Source organism: Dorea sp. OM07-5, assembly GCF_003481355.1.
Taxonomy (GTDB): domain Bacteria; phylum Bacillota; class Clostridia; order Lachnospirales; family Lachnospiraceae; genus Dorea_D; species Dorea_D hominis.
This window is the reverse complement of sequence record NZ_QUKZ01000001.1, coordinates 251,294-268,816: the sequence shown is the minus strand read 5'-3', so window position 1 is coordinate 268,816 and position 17,523 is coordinate 251,294. Positions and strand designations below refer to the sequence as shown.

The 17,523-nt window shown below is 42.4% G+C and carries 13 protein-coding genes; all 13 read right to left on the bottom strand.

Annotated features, from left to right (window positions below; genetic code table 11):
• Positions 1-142 precede the first annotated feature (142 nt).
• Entirely contained in the window at positions 143-3,229 is a 3,087-nt protein-coding gene (locus DXC04_RS01340; protein WP_243112077.1) for an ABC transporter permease, read from the bottom strand.
• Positions 3,230-3,262: 33 nt separating this feature from the next.
• Entirely contained in the window at positions 3,263-3,967 is a 705-nt protein-coding gene (locus DXC04_RS01335) for an ABC transporter ATP-binding protein (RefSeq protein ID WP_118659603.1), read from the bottom strand.
• Between the two features lie 135 nt (positions 3,968-4,102).
• The gene (locus DXC04_RS01330) at positions 4,103-5,515 is read right to left on the bottom strand and encodes an amidophosphoribosyltransferase (protein ID WP_021860848.1); all 1,413 of its coding nucleotides are present in this window, start codon (positions 5,513-5,515) and stop codon (positions 4,103-4,105) included.
• Positions 5,516-5,633: 118 nt separating this feature from the next.
• Positions 5,634-7,064, bottom strand: a complete 1,431-nt coding sequence (gene gatB / locus DXC04_RS01325) for an Asp-tRNA(Asn)/Glu-tRNA(Gln) amidotransferase subunit GatB (RefSeq protein ID WP_118659601.1) — start codon at positions 7,062-7,064, stop codon at positions 5,634-5,636.
• A 2-nt stretch (positions 7,065-7,066) separates the two neighbouring features.
• Positions 7,067-8,536, bottom strand: coding sequence for an Asp-tRNA(Asn)/Glu-tRNA(Gln) amidotransferase subunit GatA (gene gatA / locus DXC04_RS01320; protein ID WP_118659599.1), 1,470 nt, complete (start codon positions 8,534-8,536; stop codon positions 7,067-7,069).
• Between the two features lie 35 nt (positions 8,537-8,571).
• Entirely contained in the window at positions 8,572-8,865 is a 294-nt protein-coding gene (gene gatC, locus DXC04_RS01315; RefSeq protein ID WP_117536774.1) for an Asp-tRNA(Asn)/Glu-tRNA(Gln) amidotransferase subunit GatC, read from the bottom strand.
• 38 nt (positions 8,866-8,903) lie between these two features.
• On the bottom strand, positions 8,904-10,238 hold the full coding sequence (gene aspS, locus DXC04_RS01310) for an aspartate--tRNA(Asn) ligase (RefSeq protein WP_118288207.1): 1,335 nt from the start codon (positions 10,236-10,238) through the stop codon (positions 8,904-8,906).
• 466 nt (positions 10,239-10,704) lie between these two features.
• Positions 10,705-12,267, bottom strand: a complete 1,563-nt coding sequence (locus DXC04_RS01305) for a ClC family H(+)/Cl(-) exchange transporter (protein ID WP_117536776.1) — start codon at positions 12,265-12,267, stop codon at positions 10,705-10,707.
• Between the two features lie 169 nt (positions 12,268-12,436).
• Positions 12,437-13,345, bottom strand: a complete 909-nt coding sequence (locus DXC04_RS01300; protein ID WP_118659689.1) for a DUF4340 domain-containing protein — start codon at positions 13,343-13,345, stop codon at positions 12,437-12,439.
• 28 nt (positions 13,346-13,373) lie between these two features.
• Positions 13,374-14,810, bottom strand: a complete 1,437-nt coding sequence (locus DXC04_RS01295; protein ID WP_118659597.1) for a GldG family protein — start codon at positions 14,808-14,810, stop codon at positions 13,374-13,376.
• Between the two features lie 9 nt (positions 14,811-14,819).
• On the bottom strand, positions 14,820-15,686 hold the full coding sequence (locus tag DXC04_RS01290; RefSeq protein ID WP_021860856.1) for an ABC transporter permease: 867 nt from the start codon (positions 15,684-15,686) through the stop codon (positions 14,820-14,822).
• Entirely contained in the window at positions 15,686-16,669 is a 984-nt protein-coding gene (locus tag DXC04_RS01285; RefSeq protein ID WP_117536780.1) for an ABC transporter ATP-binding protein, read from the bottom strand. The genes DXC04_RS01290 and DXC04_RS01285 overlap by 1 nt, the downstream gene beginning before the upstream one ends.
• 162 nt (positions 16,670-16,831) lie before the next feature.
• Positions 16,832-17,512 (bottom strand): TIGR00266 family protein, encoded by a 681-nt coding sequence (locus DXC04_RS01280; protein ID WP_021860858.1) that lies wholly within the window; start codon positions 17,510-17,512, stop codon positions 16,832-16,834.
• Between the last annotated feature and the right edge of the window lie 11 nt (positions 17,513-17,523).

Below are 17,523 nucleotides of genomic sequence, written 5' to 3'. Positions count from 1 at the left end.
CGGATTCCCCGCCATTCTTCTCTAAAGGATATAATAAGCCTCTCATTTTCAAAAGTCAACAGAAAATTAGCACTCTTTTAAACAGAGTGCTAATAATTCTTTGAACTTTATAAAGTTTTTATAAATTATGCTGCTTTTATCTTTATTCCACACTTTTCAGTGATTCTACCATATCAATCTTGCGGAGTTTAAAATACATCACACCATTTATAATGATTGAAAACAGTACCGTAAACAGGAAACTGTACAGATAACTCGGCGGATTGATATTGCGTCCGAACATTGCAGCATCCACTTCTACTGTCTGGATGATAAACAGATGCAGAATCCTTCCGATCCCAATTCCTACACCCGCTCCTATAAGCGTCAGGATCAGATTCTCACGATACACATAAGCTCCTACTTCCTGATCATAAAATCCAAGTACTTTCAGTGTTGCAAGCTCTCTCTGCCTCTCAGCAATATTAATGTTATTCAGATTATAAAGTACGACAAATGCAAGCATACCTGCTGAAATGATCAGTACTACAATAACAAGATTCAGGCTTTTCAGCATATCATCAAGCTGTTCTCTGATCTCATGCATATAACTGACATTTAACACTTCTTTCCTTGCCAGTATCTTCTTTCCTGCATCTTCCTTCTGTTTCTGGGAATATCCATCACGGATTGTAAATAAGAAACAGTTATACTCCGGCTTCTCGCCATAGATCTTCTCATAGCAGGCAGGTGTCAGATAGAGATAATGCCCCATGTAATTCTCACAGATTTTTAGGATCTTTACTTTTTTATCTCCATTTTCCTCGTCCTTAATCCGGATCGTATCGCCGGCTTTCGCATTTAAAAGCTTCGCCGTCTTCTCACTGATAATTGCACCATCGTCTGTCAGCTTATAAGGCGTATGGCTTCTTCTGTCTCTGAAATGCACGTAGTCTCTGACATCTTCCGGCTCACCAAACACGCACTCATATGTCGCCCGCTTTTTCTTTCCTTTTGCAAGTGTTACGGACTGCATCTTCGCTTTCATATGACGAATCACATCCGAGTCTTTTGTAAGGAAATCATCCAGATTATCGATTTCTTTTTCCGTCAGATTCTCTTTTAAATAGACACTTCCATCGTAATACTGAATCTCGCTATACTGTAAGTCGGCAATCTCGAAGATGGAATCCCGGAGTCCAAATCCGACGAGCATCAATGCCATACAGCCGCCAATTCCAAATATTGTCATGAAAAAACGTTTCTTATACCGCATCAGATTACGGATGGTAGACTTCCAAGTAAAACTTAAATGTTTCCATAGAAATCCAATTCGTTCCAGGAAGACTCTTCTTCCAATCTTCGGTGCCGGCGGGCGCATCAGCACAGCCGGTGTTCCTCCCAGCTCCCGGTAGCAGGCTTCTATCGTTGCAAGCAATGTGCATGCTACTGCCACACCGGAAGCAAACGCTGCATAACCCCAGTGATACGGAATCAGGATCTCCGGTATATGTAAATACATAATTCCGTATGCATATATGATAATAAACGGGAAGATCTTTTCACCGATCAAAAATCCCATAACGCTTCCAATCGCCGAAGCAAGCAATGCATAGCCGATATATTTTGACGCAATTGCTGCTTTTCCATATCCAAGCGCTTTCATCGTTCCGATCTGTGTTCTCTGTTCTTCTACCATTCGCGTCATACTGGTCAGACTAATAAGCGCTGCTACGAGGAAAAAAATCACCGGGAAGACTTTTCCGATTGCTCGCATCCGATCCGCATTCTCACCATAGCTTGTATACTCCGGCAAGTCATTCCGATCTGCGATATACCATTTTGCTTTTGGGATATCCGCAACCTTCTTTTTCGCATCGGATACTTTTTTCTCTGCTTTTTTGATCTTCTCCTGTGCTTCTTTTTTACCTTTTTTGTAGCTGGCTTTCGCTTTTTCTAATTTCTTTTCACTCTCAGTAAACTCCTGCTCTCCTTTTGTAAGCTTCTTTTCCTGTTCCGAAATTTCCCTGTAAGCATTCTTTATCTGCTTTCGTCCGGACTTAAGCTTTGATTTTGCTTTTGCAAGTTTTCTCTCACTTGCAGTAAGTTTTGCTTCGGACGCCTCAAGTTCCTTTTTTCCGGCTTCCAGCTTGGCTTTTGCCTCGGCAAGCTGTGATGTCGCCGCTTCTATCCCCGCCATCTGGGCTGACATCTGCTCATACTGCGCTTCATTTGTGCGATATTCACTCCAGCCTTTTTTTAATTTCTGTCTGCCGGCTCTTAACTGTGCTTTCCCTGCGCGGTATTCTTTTTCTCCCTGATCCAGTTCTTTTTCTTTTGCTTTCAGTGTTTTCCTGGCATTGACAAGTTTCTGTCTGCCATTCGCTAATTCTTTCTTTCCAGCCGAAAGTTTCTTTTCTCCGTCTTTGATCTTCTTTTCCGCTTTTTTTAATTTTTCACCGGACGTCTTTTTGCCTTTTTCTAACTTCTTCTCTGCTTTTGCAATCTTATCATTTGCTTCATTAACTAATTCCTGCCTTCGGATTCTGCCGCGTTTTTTTCCCAATGTTTCGATTTGATCCGTTGCTTTTTCCACTTTTTTCTCATATGCATCCGTATAAGCAGTCAGTGTTTTTGTACCCTTTACCTGCATACACGCCTCTGTATAAGTATCCAGCGCAAAGGTATCCTCACTTACTACGAGAAATCCATCTATCGTTCCTTTGCCGATCGTTGTACTGCCACGGTTAAAAGAAATATAGCACGGGCTGTTACCAATTCCAACTACCGTATACGTATCTGTCGTTAATGTATCCGAAAGCGGATCATCCGTCCCGGACTTTACAACAATACGGTCGCCGATCTTGTAATCCATCTCTTCATCCGCCAGACATTCTCCTGCCTTCTCTGGCATACGCCCCTTAGATACAGTCACTTTGTTCATATTCTTTGGAAGCGTCATCATATGCAGTACAAACTGGTCATCTTTTGTATCGCTCAGTACATCTGCACTGTATGCGCCTTCTGCCTTTTCTATCGTATCTGCCTCGTTAAATGCCTGTATGTCTTCCCTGGTAATTCCAAGTGTACTGACTGCTTTCACATCCATCAGATCTGCGCCGTCAAAATAAGCATCCCCGGTCACACGCATGGATGGTTCCGATGCACGGATACCGGAGAAAAAAGCAACTCCCAATGCTACGATAAACAGCATAGAAAGGAATCTTCCCGGGCTTTTCTTTAATTCCATTAGAAAATCTTTGTGCGTTACTTTCATACTCTTCTACCACTCTATCGTATCTACTGATACCGGATTCTTATTTTCCACAATCTCTGCAACTTTTCCGTTCTTGATCTTGATCACACGGTCTGCCATCGGTGCAATCGCCTGATTGTGCGTGATCAGGATCACTGTCATGCCTTTTTCCCGGCAGGTATCCTGTAATAATTTTAAAATAGATTTACCTGTATTGTAGTCCAGCGCTCCCGTCGGTTCATCACAAAGCAGCAGTTTCGGATTCTTTGCAAGTGCTCTTGCAATGGATACACGCTGCTGTTCTCCACCGGATAACTGCGCCGGGAAATTGTCTGTCCGTTCTCCTAGTCCGACTTCTTCCAGCACTTCTCTGGCATCCATCGGATTTTTACAGATCTGAAGCGCCAGCTCTACATTCTCCAGTGCTGTCAGATTCGGAATCAGATTATAAAACTGAAATACAAAACCGATATCATCTCTCCGGTATGCTGTCAGTTTCTTTGCCTTATAAGTGGCAATATTCTCACCATCCACCCAGACATTGCCGGAAGTCGCTGTATCCATGCCTCCAAGGATATTAAGCACGGTTGTTTTGCCCGCTCCACTGGGACCTACAACTACTGCAAATTCTCCTTTTTCAATTGTAAAATCCATCCCTGCTGCCGCAAGGATTTCCACTTCTCCCATATGGTAACTTTTCTTTACATCTTCTAATGTAACAAATGCAGACATCATACACCTCCGCGGTAATTTATACATTAATTATAACTGATTCAAGACAGAGCGTCCAGAATTAGCAATCAATATACAATAATAAAATCCCCGGATAACAGATTTTGCTATCTGGGGATTTTATTGTATCTTCCTTTATTCTTTTCCGTTAAAACAATATGTACAAATCTTGCACGGATCTATTCCAATTGAATCAAGAAGATCGTCCAGTCTGTGATAGCGCAGGGATGTAAAATTCTGCAGCTTGCGGATATCTTCGATCATCTGTACATAACGCTCTGTTGTCGGATCTGCATATTCATCCAGGATCTCCTGTGGACAGTCATCTCCTTCTCTTTCACGGATCACACGTCTTGTGATCAGTTCCATCTCTGATTTTGATCTGGAGAAGTTCAGATATTTACATCCATATAACAATGGTGGACATGCCGGACGGACATGCACTTCCTTCGCTCCGCTTCTATAAAGAAACTCTGTTGTTTCTCGAAGCTGTGTTCCTCTTACAATGGAATCATCGATCAGAAGCAACTTCTTTCCTTCAATTAACGCATGGACCGGAATCAGTTTCATTCTCGCGATCAGATTTCTCTGACTCTGATTCGTCGGCATGAAAGAACGCGGCCATGTCGGTGTATACTTGATAAATGGTCTTGCATATGGGATACCGGATTCATTGGCATATCCGATCGCATGTGCAATTCCGGAATCCGGAACTCCTGCAACAATATCCGGATGTACCGAATCCCCATCACGTTTTGCAAGCATACTTCCACATTTATAACGCATCTCTTCTACATTCACACCTTCGTATGCAGATGTCGGATATCCATAATATACCCAGAGGAAAGAACAGATCTTCATATCTTTTCCCGGCGCTTTCAATGTCTCCACGCCACTTGCGGTAACAAAAACAATTTCTCCCGGACCTAATTCTTTATAATCCTTATATCCAAGGTTAATATAGGCATGACTTTCGAACGAAACACAATACGCATCGTCTTTTGCTCCAACTACCAGAGGTGTTCTTCCATAGCGGTCTCTCGCTGCATAAATTCCTTTCTCTGTCATCAGAAGCAGCGTCATCGAACCATCTACACGTTCCTGCACATACTGGATACCTTCCAGAATTGTCTCTTTCTCACAGATTAGCGCCGCAACCAGTTCCGTCGCATTCACCTGTCCATTTGTCATCTCATGGAAATGGGAATGTGCACTCTCATACAACTCATTTAAAAGCTCTTCATAATTGTTAATCTTTCCAACTGTTGTAATCGCAAAGCTTCCTAATTTTGACTGGATCAGTAATGGCTGCGGTTCAAAATCCGAAATACAGCCAATTCCAAGTGTTCCTTTCATCTCTCCGACATCTCTGTCAAATTTTGTACGGAACGGTGAATTTTCAATATTATGAATAGAACGGTAAAATCCGTCTTCTCCAAAAGTAGCCATTCCACCTCTTCTTGTTCCCAGATGAGAATGATAGTCTACTCCATAAAATAACTCCAGCACACAATCCTGCTTTGATGCAACTCCAAAAAATCCTCCCATAGCCTTCTCCTTTTGCCTGTAATGATCTCTTTTTTGTTAATTTTTTGTCTTTTTACCACGAATTACTCCGTTATCATACAATTCTAGCACAAAAGGAAATATGCTGTAAAGATTTTGTCTATAACATTTCCTGCAGTTTCTTATTAATTGCTACCGGATCCGCTTTTCCTTTCATCGTTTTCATCGTCTGTCCGACCAGTGCTCCAAGCGCTTTTTTCTTGCCTCCCTGATAATCAGCTACTGCCTGCGGATTGTCTGCAATCACTTTCTTTAACACTTCTTCCAATGCTCCATCATCATTTACAGTTTTCAGCCCGTGCTCCTCTACATAAGCTTTCGGATCTATATCCTCTGCAAAAATTTTCTCAAATACTTCTTTTGCAACTGAACTGTTGATCGTTCCTGCTTCTGTCAGTTCTACTAAAGCCGCAAGATTCTCTGGTGCAAAATCAATGTCTTCCGGTTCCATTCCATTTTCTTTCAGAAGACGCATCGTCTCTACCATCAGCCAGTTGGAAACTTTCTTCGGTTTTCCACAGATAGCTGCTGCCTCTTCAAAGATATCTGCCATATGTTTGGAGTTTGTCAGAATCTCCGCATCATACTGTGGAATATCATATTCTTTTTTATATCGCTCCAGCTTTTCAGAACGAAGTTCCGGCTGCCGGTCTTTTACTTTCTGAATCCATTCATCACTGATAATGATCGGCACAAGATCCGGTTCCGGGAAATAGCGATAATCCTGTGCATCCTCTTTTGAACGCATAGCATGCGATGATTCTTTGTTGTCATCCCATCTTCTTGTTTCCTGCACAACCTGTTTCCCTTCTTCGATCAGTTCGATCTGGCGCTCTCTTTCTCCTTCAATAGCTCTTGCGATAGCTTTAAAAGAGTTCAGGTTCTTCATCTCTGTTCTTGTGCCAAATTCTGCTGCACCAACTTCCCGCACCGATAAGTTGACGTCCGCTCTCATGGATCCTTCCTGTAATTTACAGTCAGATGCGCCAAGATACTGTACGATGGTACGCAGTTTTTCCAGATAAGCAATCACTTCATCCGCTGAACGCATATCCGGTTCCGATACGATTTCCACAAGTGGTACGCCACTTCGGTTGTAATCAACCAGTGACGTGTCATCCCATTCATCATGGATCAGTTTTCCGGCATCTTCCTCCATATGCATTTCATGGATACGAACTTTTTTCTTCTGTCCTGCCACTTCGATCTCTACATATCCATTTCTTGCAATTGGAAGATACAGCTGGGAAATCTGATAGTTCTGTGGGTTGTCCGGGTAAAAATAATTTTTGCGGTCAAATTTGCATACCTGGGTAATATCACAGTTTGTTGCAAGTCCGATTGCCATTGCATATTCAACAACCTGCTTATTCAGAACCGGAAGAGATCCCGGCATACCGGTGCAGACCGGACAGGTATGTGTATTTGGTGCTCCTCCGAACTGTGTACTGCAGGAGCAGAAGATTTTTGTTTTCGTTGCAAGTTCTACGTGAACCTCCAGTCCAATGACTGTTTCATATTGTTTTGCCATCTCTATCTGTCTCCTTTCGCAAGTTCCGGTGCCTCATATGATTTTGTCTGTTCAAATGTATAGGCTGCACGGATGATTTTCTTCTCCTGGAAGCAGTCTCCGATGATCTGCATACCAACCGGAAGACCTTTTGAATCTTTTCCGACCGGAATCGTAATTCCCGGAAGTCCTGCCAGATTGACTGCGATCGTGTAAATATCTCCCAGATACATTTTCAAAGGATCACTTAGGCTCTCTCCAAGTTTCGGTGCTGTTGTCGGTGCTGCCGGTGCAATGATCGCATCATAAGATGCAAATGCTTTGTCAAATGCTTTTTTGATCAGCGCCTTTGTCCGGAGTGCTTTCAAATAATAAGCATCATAATATCCGGAACTTAATACAAATGATCCAAGCATAATTCTGCGTTTTACTTCCGGTCCGAAGCCCTCGGATCTTGTCTTTTTATACATATTGTGAAGGCCTTCATATTCCGAAGTACGGTATCCGTATTTCACACCATCAAACCGGGATAAGTTCGAGCTTGCTTCTGCAGATGCAATGACGTAATAAGCCGGAATCGCATACTGTACAAGGCTTAAGTCAAATTCTTCCACAACCGCACCTTTTTCTTCCAGCACTTTGACCGCTTTTAAAATCTGTTCTTTGACTTCCGGATCCAGACCTTCTGTGAAATAATCTCTCGGCACGCCAATCTTCATTCCTTTTACCTCAGCAACCAGACCTTCTGTGAAATCATACGATTCTCTTGCAATAGAAGTACTATCTTTGCTGTCATGAGAGGCAATGGTCTCCAGAATTGTCGCACAGTCTGTGACATCTTTTGCGATCGGTCCGATCTGATCCAGCGAAGAGCCATATGCGATCAGTCCATAACGGGATACCGTTCCATAGGTTGGCTTGATTCCAACAACTCCACAGAAAGAACTTGGCTGACGGATGGAACCTCCTGTATCAGATCCAAGTGCATATGCACATTCTCCTGCCGCAACTGCCGCACAGGAACCTCCTGATGAACCGCCCGGAACATGTTCCAGATTCCATGGATTCTTTGTTTCTCCATAATAAGAAGTCTCTGTCGTACTTCCCATGGCAAATTCATCCATATTTGTCTTTCCAAGGATTACAGCTCCTGCTTTTTCCAGATTTACAACTGCTTCCGCTGTAAAGGTTGGTTTGAAACCTTCCAGAATCTTAGAGCTGCAGGTCGTCTCCACACCCTTCGTACATAAATTATCTTTGATCGCCACCGGAACACCGGCTAATGGTCCGGTAAGTGTACCGTCATTAATCATTTTCTGTACTTCTTCTGCACGTTTTTTTGCACCTTCCTTATCAATCCGCACAAAACTATGTACATTCTCTTCTACGCGTTCTATCTGTGCAATGGCTGCTTCTACTGCATCTGCCACTGTTATTTCTTTTGCTTTTATTTTCTTTCCGATCTCAACGGCTGTCATACTTGTGATATCCATGCCTTCGTTCTCCTCTCTTTTTTCTTTTCAGAAAACTATCCGATTGTCTTTGGTACTTTAAAGCTCTGGTCTTTTGCAAGTGGTGCATTGGCAAGCGTATCTGCACTTCCGTCACCATTTGTCACAACATCCTCACGGAATACGTTATGCACCGGAAATACATGGGACATCGGTTCTACTCCGTCTGTATCCAGCTCATTTAATGTATCAATGTAATCCAGCATTTTTTCCATATCTTTTTTTGCTTCTTCCTTCTCTGCATCGCTTAATTCCAGCTTTGCCAGTATTCCGACATATTCGATTGTCTCATCTGTGATCTGATTTGCCATAATTTTGTCCCCTTTTCATCTTTCTATTTTCTATTTCTTTATGGTTCCAATCTGCTTAAATCTCTTGGAAATAGCGTTGTCTCGCGGACATTGTCTTCCCCGATGAGCTGCATCGTCAGTCGTTCCAGTCCGATTCCAATTCCACCATGTGGCGGCATTCCATGTCTGAAGGTTGCAAGATACTGATCCATTCCATCTGTCTCCATACCTCTTGCTTCTATCTTTTCTATCAGTTTCTGATAATCATGGATTCTCTGACCGCCTGTTGTAATCTCAAGTCCTTTAAACAACAGGTCAAAACTTAATGTATATTTCGAATCTTCCGGATCATCCATTGCATAGAATGGACGCTTTTTGGATGGATAATGAGTTACAAATACAAAATCACTGCCCCACTCTTCTTTTGCATATTTTCCGATCAGCTGCTCCTCCTCCGGCTCTAAATCGAACGGATTACGCATCTTATGTCCATATTTTTCCGATACGATTTCTTTAATATCGTGGAAACGGACTGCCGGGATTCTGGATACATCCGGAAGTTCTACTCCAAGGATTTTCAGTTCTTTCGCATATTCTTTCTGCAAAAGTTTCATTGCATACTGTAAATACCCGGTTTCCATTGCCATGATATCTTCGAATCCATCAATATATCCCATCTCAAAATCAAGACTGGTATATTCATTTAAATGTCTTTTTGTGTTGTGTTTTTCTGCACGAAATACCGGTGCTGTCTCGAATACACGGTCAAATACACCTACCATCATCTGTTTGTAAAACTGCGGGCTCTGTGCCAGCACTGCAGGTCTGTGGAAATATTCCAGCTTGAAAATATTCGCTCCTCCTTCAGCTCCTTTTGCTCCGATCTTCGGTGTATGGATCTCTGTAAATTCCTGGCTGTAAAGAAAATCACGGAATGCTCTTGTAAGTCCTTCCTGAATTCGGAATTTTGCACGCTCTCTGATATTTCTAAGGGCAATGGAGCGGTAGTTTAATTTTGCTTCCAGTGAAGTATTCAATTTCCATTTGGAAATTGCAAGCGGCATCATCTCTGCCTCCGGCTCACTTAAAATTTCCACTTTCTGCATTGTAATCTCGATTCCGTTTGGTGCTTTCTCATTCTGCTTTAAAACACCTGTCACTTCCAGTGTTGCTGCCTCTTTGATCGTTTTTATATCAAATTCTGCAGTTTCTTTCTCATATACACACTGCAGAAGTCCTTCTCTTTTACGAAGGATCACAAAGGCTACGGTTCCCATATCACGAATGACATGAACAGCTCCATTGATTTTTACAACCTCTCCTTCTGCGCATCCGGTAAGTAACTCTGTAATTTCTTTTGTCTCTTTTTTCTTTACTCCTGTCATAAATTCCATCATTCAGACCTCCCTTGGTATCCTTTTTGGTAAAATAGTGTGCGTCCTCGCAGAGCCATTTTATTTATCACTAAAAATCTTTTTGATAAATAAAAAAAGAGATTCTTTCGAACCTCCGGTACTAAAAAACGTCCCAGAATACATACTTGTATTCCGGGACGGATATAAACTTGTTATCCGCGGTACCACCCGCATTAAGCTCGCCTTTGAACTTATCTCTTGCACGTAACGTGTGCCTTACGTATCTGCCTAATAATCTACATCCGGTAATCTCCTGCCGACGTTCAACAGATCTGCTCCAGAGTGTTCCCTATTGTTCTGCTTCCTTCAGATGCACTCTCAGTCGGCGGTGCTTCCTTCCTGTTAATTCCACAAGAACAGAGTCTCCTTCATCGCTTTGTTGTTTAAAAACTATGTTTATGGTAGCACAGGATTTTTTAAATTGCAAGTACCAAATCAAAAAATTTCAAAATCGTTCCTGACAAAGCGCCTCCATCTTCTCATGTATGACTCCCATATCACGTTCGTCTGTCATCGTTACAATCAAATCTCCTGCCTGAAGTTTTGTCTTTCCTTTCGGAATAATCTCATCTGTACCTCGCTGTATTGCTACAAGCAAACAGTTATCCGGCCATTTCACATCCCTGATCAGTTCTTCTTCAATCGAAGATCCCTGTTTCACAACAAAGTTCGCAAGTACCTTTTCGCCGGTCTCATCCGTCACAGACTCTCCACGCTTTTGCAGGAGACGCTCCAGCAGACTTTCATAAATCGGTTTTGACTTCATCAGTATTGCTACAACATAAGCCACAATGGATACAACCGATAACGACAGCATCTGACTTAAGGAACCGGTCATTTCAAAAATAAGAATAATCCCTGTCAGAGGCGCCCGCACAATTGCGGCAAAATATCCTGCCATTGCCAGAAGTACAAAATTATTGATATACATTGGATTCAGTCCGAAATACTGCACACTGATCGTTGCAAAAGCGCCTCCGATATAGCCTCCGATGACAAGTAACGGGAAGAAAATGCCTCCCGGTGCTCCTGATCCAAAACTTACTGCTGAGAAGATGAATCTTCCGATCAGGAGAAACAAAACGCTCTTAAGCATCACATCACTGTTTGTAAGATATTCAATCAGAGCGTGTCCGCTTCCCAGAAGATCCGGAGCGGTAAATCCAAGAATACCGGCACATACGAACGGAATCATGACTTTCACTTCCGGTCGTAAAAGCGTTGCTTTATTATAGATTTCCTGTGATTTCAAAGTAAACCAGTTATAAAATGCACCCAGCACGCCAAGTATCACTCCAAGTGCCACGATCATTCCATAGGAATGAATTGGCAGTGCATGCAAGATATCAAACTGGAACACGGAACTTACTCCCAGCACATTTGAACATAAGAAATCTGCCGTCAGCGACGCAGACATTACGGATACGAGTACCGATACGGAAAAGTTCTTATGGACTTCTTCCAGTGAAAACATGACTCCTGCAAGAGGTGCATGAAACGCTGCTGAAAGTCCTGCACTGGCTCCACAGGTCAATAAAAACTTCTCTTCGGTCTTTCCTCTGTCAAGCCCTCTGGATACCCCTTTTCCTACCATGGCGCCAAGCTGGATCGATGGGCCTTCTCTTCCAAGTGCCAGTCCTCCAAGCAGGCATAAGAAGCCGCCGAGGAACTTTGCCGGCATCACACGCCACCAGGTCTGATCTAATTTTCCTACCATCTCGCCCTCAAGCTGAGGGATTCCGCTTCCGGATATCATCGGCTCAAACTGTACCAGTTTTGCCACGATCCAGGCAAGCAAAAGGAGCACCGCAAACCATCCTGCCATCCGCACCGGATTGCCTGACGCATATGCGAGGATCTGCTTTAACCATTTTCCCGCATATTCCAGACAGATCCGGTACAAAAGTACAATCAGTCCTGCGATTGCTCCAACTAATATTCCTTCACCTATTAAAATAATCTGAAACCGCTCTGCACGCTTAATCGTGTCCGGTGTATTGTGTCTCACAAGACATACCTCCCATAATTTTCTCATAGCTATATGATACCCGTAGATTATTCCGTGCTGCGCACTCTCACAATCTTCCCAATTATGAGCAAGCTCATGTGGCTTAAGGCCTTAGGACTCCGGTATCATATACATTATAAATAGAAGGTCGTCTTTTTTCCAGTAAAATTTAATTATCTGAATCTGAGACTGTAATCATATTTGTAATAACGTCTTTGCTGACTTTGTATACAATTTTTGAATTTTCCGGCATCACATACCGGTTTTCTCCGTCTTTGTCTGTTTTTCCAATGTAAACACTGTACGTTTTCTTCTTTCCGGATGAAGAATCTTTGTATGTAGCGGTTGCTGTTGTCCGTTTGTCAATCTCCAGACCATATTTGCCAAGTGTCTTATCTGTCACATGGTAATCTGCACAGTCAGTCAGCGTAATCGTTCCGAATCCTCCGGCAAGCTGTGCCAGATCATCTTCATCATCGTATGTCTTTGTCGTTCCATTTTTCGTAACTGCAACTTTTTTCAGATTGCCGCTACTGATGGACGGCACAGTATCCAGACTCACAAAGGAAGATAGCTGAAACTGTAAGTTTTCTACCAGTGTACTTCCAATCGTATACACTGTATCTTCTTCTTCGATTTTCGCATAGTAATCTTCTCCAACATTATTACCGATATCGAGCGTTCCTTTTTCTCCGGAAGCTGTCTCATAAGATACTTTATATGCCGGATCCGCAAGTCCATAATCCTCCAACGCATCCGGAGCATCCAGTTTCTGCTCTGCTGTCAGACTTTCCACAGTACCCGTAATCTGCTCAACCGCACTCTGTGTTAATTTGATGGTCTTATCTTTTTCATACACCCAGGTATCATTTTTCTTGACAAAAGTCATATTTTTATTTCCCTTTTTATAACTGATCTTTGTCAAGTCATCTGCATCTATAATCTGCACGGTCTGTGCTTTTTTCTTTGCCGCCTTCTGCGTCTTCATCTGATGGTTCCATGCCTTGATTCCGCCATATGCGCCGCACAGGACAACCAGAATTCCTACAAGCAGTAACATTCTCTTTTTCTGTTTCATACATGTCCTCTTTTCTTTGAAATCCTTTTTACGCTTTTCTTCTCTTCCACCACTGTATGAATCCATATACGAGGATCAGCACAGGAATTCCAAATATGATGAACAGGCTGATAATTCCGGCATGGTGTACCGTATTATATGTAACCTGCAGACTCTTTCCCTTGATTGAAACATTCTCTACATCGTCATAGTTTGCTGTGACTGTATTCATAAACAGATCCAGATTTTCCAGTGTGGACATATTATCTGTAACATCCGGATTGATCAGGCTGTCGGAAGACACTACAGTCAGTCTTCCGGTATCTGCTATATCTGAACTGTCTATTTCTCCGTCTGAATCATCGGAACCATTTTTTGATTTTTCTGCTACAACTCCGAGTGTATATGTTCCCTGCTTCTGATCATTGTCACTTATTGCATAACCCGAAGATGATGTTTTCATAAATTCTGTTGTTGTCACAGTATCATCTTCCGGATCAGAGACTTTCAGGCCATGTGCATTGACGAGCAGAACCATGTCTGAACTTAAACCTTTTGCCAGATTTCCTGTCGCTGTTAGTTCCGGGAAAATATAATAATAATTTCCCTGATAGCTTCTCTGTGTATCTGCAATATAGCCGCTCACTTCCTGAATACCATATTTCTTCAGGAAACTCTTAAGATTCGGCTGTGCTTTATCCGCATCACCGAGAACAACGTAGATTTTCCCACCATTGTCCATGTAATTGTTCAGAAGTTTTACTTCATCTTTTGTCAGATCTTTCGTCGGCGCATAGATAAATAACAAATCGCAGTCATCCGGTATTTTATTCTTTATAACAAGATTCAGTTCTTCCTGCTTAATGTTACTCTTTCCAAGAAGGTCTGTAACCGATGTAGAAAATGTTCCTTCTCCATGTCCGGTCGTGTAGTAAATCTTTTTCTGCGTATCGCTTGTCACATAATTGACTGCACTGGTAAGCTGTCCTTCTCCGTCAAACTCAGACTCCGTACTGCTGCCGGTTGTATAATAGGAATACTCATCCGTCACAATGATGTCACTGAACGAAACCGTCGTTGTCTTTTTCGTTTTCTTATCCGATACAAGAATCATATTCTCTTCCACATTATTTTTTGTCAGTTCTCCCGGATGCAGTACCGGATCTACCCATTTCACAGTAATCTTATCTGAAAGCGCTGCATATTTTTTCAGAAACGCTTTGATTCTGTCATCGGTAGATTTTTTCTGTGCATAGACTGTAAATGTAATGTCTGAATCCAGTTTGTTCAGGATCTTTTTACTCGTTTTTGAAATCTGATAGATTTTCTTATCACTGACATCAATGCTTTTTACATTTTCAGGCAGTTGTCCCGCAATCAGATTTACGACGACAACAATTGCTACAACCAGTGCAATCATTCCGACACTGTAACTTCCGTTTCTGGAAGATACATTTTTAAATGTATTTTTTATTTTCTCTAACATATTGCCCTCCTAACTCCAACGTCTTTTCTGTATCATCTGCATCGTAAGGAAAATGAAAACAGCTGTAAGCGAAAAATACATAATGATTCCACTTACATCTACCAGATGATTGGAAACAATGTCATCAAGAGTTCCTGCCAGATAAAATTTACTAAAAAATGTATTTAATGCGCTTTCAAAAATGCTTGACTTTACTGCGTAAGTAATCCCACATCCAGCAAGTACGATCACTTCCAGACCTCCGGCGATCACAATATTTTTTGTCATATGCCAGATAGCAAGAACAATCAGTGTTAAAAGAACGCCGATTCCAATCACATTTGTGACTGCAGAAGTCGGAAGAAGATCCATAATTCCGTTCCACAGATATTGAAGAAGCAGGATTCCAACCGAACCAATCGCTGCAATAATCTGGCTCTCTGTCAGTGCCGAAACAAACATTCCGACAGATATGTACGTGCAGCCCAGCAGGAAAAATACGAGAATCGCCATATCATCTGCCAGTATATATGCCGTTCCCTGTGTCTTAATGATCAGTGGGAAAATCAGATATACTGCACATGGAATTGCCAGGATTGTTACCATTGCAAGATATTTTCCTATAACGACCTGAAACAGGCTGACCGGAGCTGTTAATAGCATCTGGTCTGTACGGCTTTTGCGTTCTTCGGCAAAACTTCTCATCGTGAGCACCGGAATTGCAATAACAAATACGATCAGAACTCCGGACAGCACATAAGAGAAATATGGATATCCATAATTCAGGTTATATGCCATAAAATAAACTCCTGTAAATGCGATCAGAAATGCAATAAATACATAGCCGATCATCGAATGAAAGTATGATTTCAACTCTCTTTTATAAATTGCACTCATTACTTCTGTTCCTCCTTACCGGCTAATTTTTTCTCTGCCTCTTTCTGTTTTTTACCACCCTGCGTCAGCTCAAGGAAGATATCCTCCAGAGATGATTTGTTCAGCCTTAGTGTAAGGAGCGGAATCCTTGCATCTGCAAATGTATAGAAAAGTTTCTCCCGCAGATCTGTACCGTCTTTGCTCTCTATATAAGCCAGTGTTGTATGCTCATCCGTTTCTTCATATTTTACAGAGCTGATCTCCGGAACAGATTTTAAAACCACTTCCATCTGCTCCTTGGAAGCTTTTGTCTCCAGCGCAACATGTCCGGTGCCGCTCATCAGATTTTCCAGATTCTCCGGTGTATCACTTGCCACCAGGTGTCCGCCTGCAATGATCATAATATGATCGCACACTTCACGGATTTCCGCCAGAATGTGGGAACTTAAAATTACCGTATGTTTCTTTGCCAACGTACGGATCAGTTCACGGATCTCAATAATCTGTTTCGGATCAAGACCAACGGTAGGCTCATCCAGAATGATGATCTCCGGAAATCCTAAAATTGCCTGTGCCAGACCAACTCTCTGTTTATATCCTTTGGATAAATTGTGAATGAGCCGTTCTTTTACCGGATCTAATTTCGTAAGTCTCATTACGCGCAGAATCTGTGATTCTCTTTCCGCCTTTGGAATTTTCTTAAGCTCCGCTGCAAACGTCAGATATTCAAGAACTGTCATTTCCATATAAAGCGGTGGCTGCTCCGGCAGATATCCGATACAGCTTTTTGCTTCTTCCGGCTCTTTTAAAATGTCATGCCCGTTGATCAGCACCTCTCCTTTTGTAGCGCCAAGATATCCCGTCATAATATTCATAGTCGTAGATTTTCCGGCTCCGTTCGGTCCCAGAAAGCCATAGATCTGCCCTTCCTGTACCGTGAAGCTTAAGTTATCTACAGCCAGATGCTTTCCATAGCATTTGGTCAGATTTTTCACTTCGATCAAAATACATATCCTCCTTATACTGTTCAATACTTGTAACAGTATAAGAAGAAAGCTTGAAGAAAATGTGGAAAAGATATGTTTATTTCGTGAAAACGTTAAAGGGGGACGGGGCTTTTCTAGAAAAGCCCCGTCCCCCGTAACAGAAAAGTTTCTTCATTCACTTTAATCTCCGCTCGGCATATACGGTCTCAATACACCTGCCACATTACTAATCGGCATAGTCTGTAACCATACACGTCCCGGTCCGGTAATAATTGTATTAAATATGCCCTCGCCTCCAAACAGCATATTCTTAACGCCCGGCACACTTCGAATGTCCATCTGGCAGCTTGCTGTCATTGCAGCCAGATGGCCGGTATCTACAACAATCTGCTGTCCCGGTGCAAGTTCATACTCCACGACATGTCCGTCAAATTCTGCAAATACGGTTCCCTGTCCGCTGATCCTCTGCATGATAAAGCCTTCACCACCGAAAAAGCCGGTTCCCAGTTTTTTGTTGAAGAATACCGACATTTCAATACCGACTTCGCCTGCCAAAAATGCACTTTTCTGTAAAATCATTTCCTGTCCCGGTGCGATCTCAAATGCACGAATCGATCCCGGGAAGCAGGATGCAAATGCGATCATTCCTTCTCCTCCCTGTGCGGTATAAACATTCTGAAATGCCTTCTCGCCGGAAAACATTCTTCCTATCATACTCCCAATACCGCCATTCGACGTTGTCTCCATAAGCATATTCGGAGACATCCATGACATTCCGCCACCTTCCGTGATCATCTTCTCGCCAGGTTCTAACTGACAGATAACCGCCGGCAAGGTATCGCCTACAATCTGGTATTTCATATGTTGCCCTC

Bases quoted from the DNA above. Each gene is read 5' to 3' on its own strand.
- gatB (WP_118659601.1), bottom strand. From the start codon at position 7,064: ATGGCAAAACAATATGAAACAGTCATTGGACTGGAGGTTCACGTAGAA.
- DXC04_RS01295 (WP_118659597.1), bottom strand. From the start codon at position 14,810: ATGTTAGAGAAAATAAAAAATACATTTAAAAATGTATCTTCCAGAAAC.
- DXC04_RS01280 (WP_021860858.1), bottom strand. From the start codon at position 17,512: ATGAAATACCAGATTGTAGGCGATACCTTGCCGGCGGTTATCTGTCAG.
- gatA (WP_118659599.1), bottom strand. From the start codon at position 8,536: ATGGATATCACAAGTATGACAGCCGTTGAGATCGGAAAGAAAATAAAA.
- DXC04_RS01340 (WP_243112077.1), bottom strand. From the start codon at position 3,229: ATGGAATTAAAGAAAAGCCCGGGAAGATTCCTTTCTATGCTGTTTATC.
- DXC04_RS01300 (WP_118659689.1), bottom strand. From the start codon at position 13,345: ATGAAACAGAAAAAGAGAATGTTACTGCTTGTAGGAATTCTGGTTGTC.
- aspS (WP_118288207.1), bottom strand. From the start codon at position 10,238: ATGGAATTTATGACAGGAGTAAAGAAAAAAGAGACAAAAGAAATTACA.
- DXC04_RS01335 (WP_118659603.1), bottom strand. From the start codon at position 3,967: ATGTCTGCATTTGTTACATTAGAAGATGTAAAGAAAAGTTACCATATG.
- DXC04_RS01290 (WP_021860856.1), bottom strand. From the start codon at position 15,686: ATGAGTGCAATTTATAAAAGAGAGTTGAAATCATACTTTCATTCGATG.
- gatC (WP_117536774.1), bottom strand. From the start codon at position 8,865: ATGGCAAATCAGATCACAGATGAGACAATCGAATATGTCGGAATACTG.
- DXC04_RS01330 (WP_021860848.1), bottom strand. From the start codon at position 5,515: ATGGGAGGATTTTTTGGAGTTGCATCAAAGCAGGATTGTGTGCTGGAG.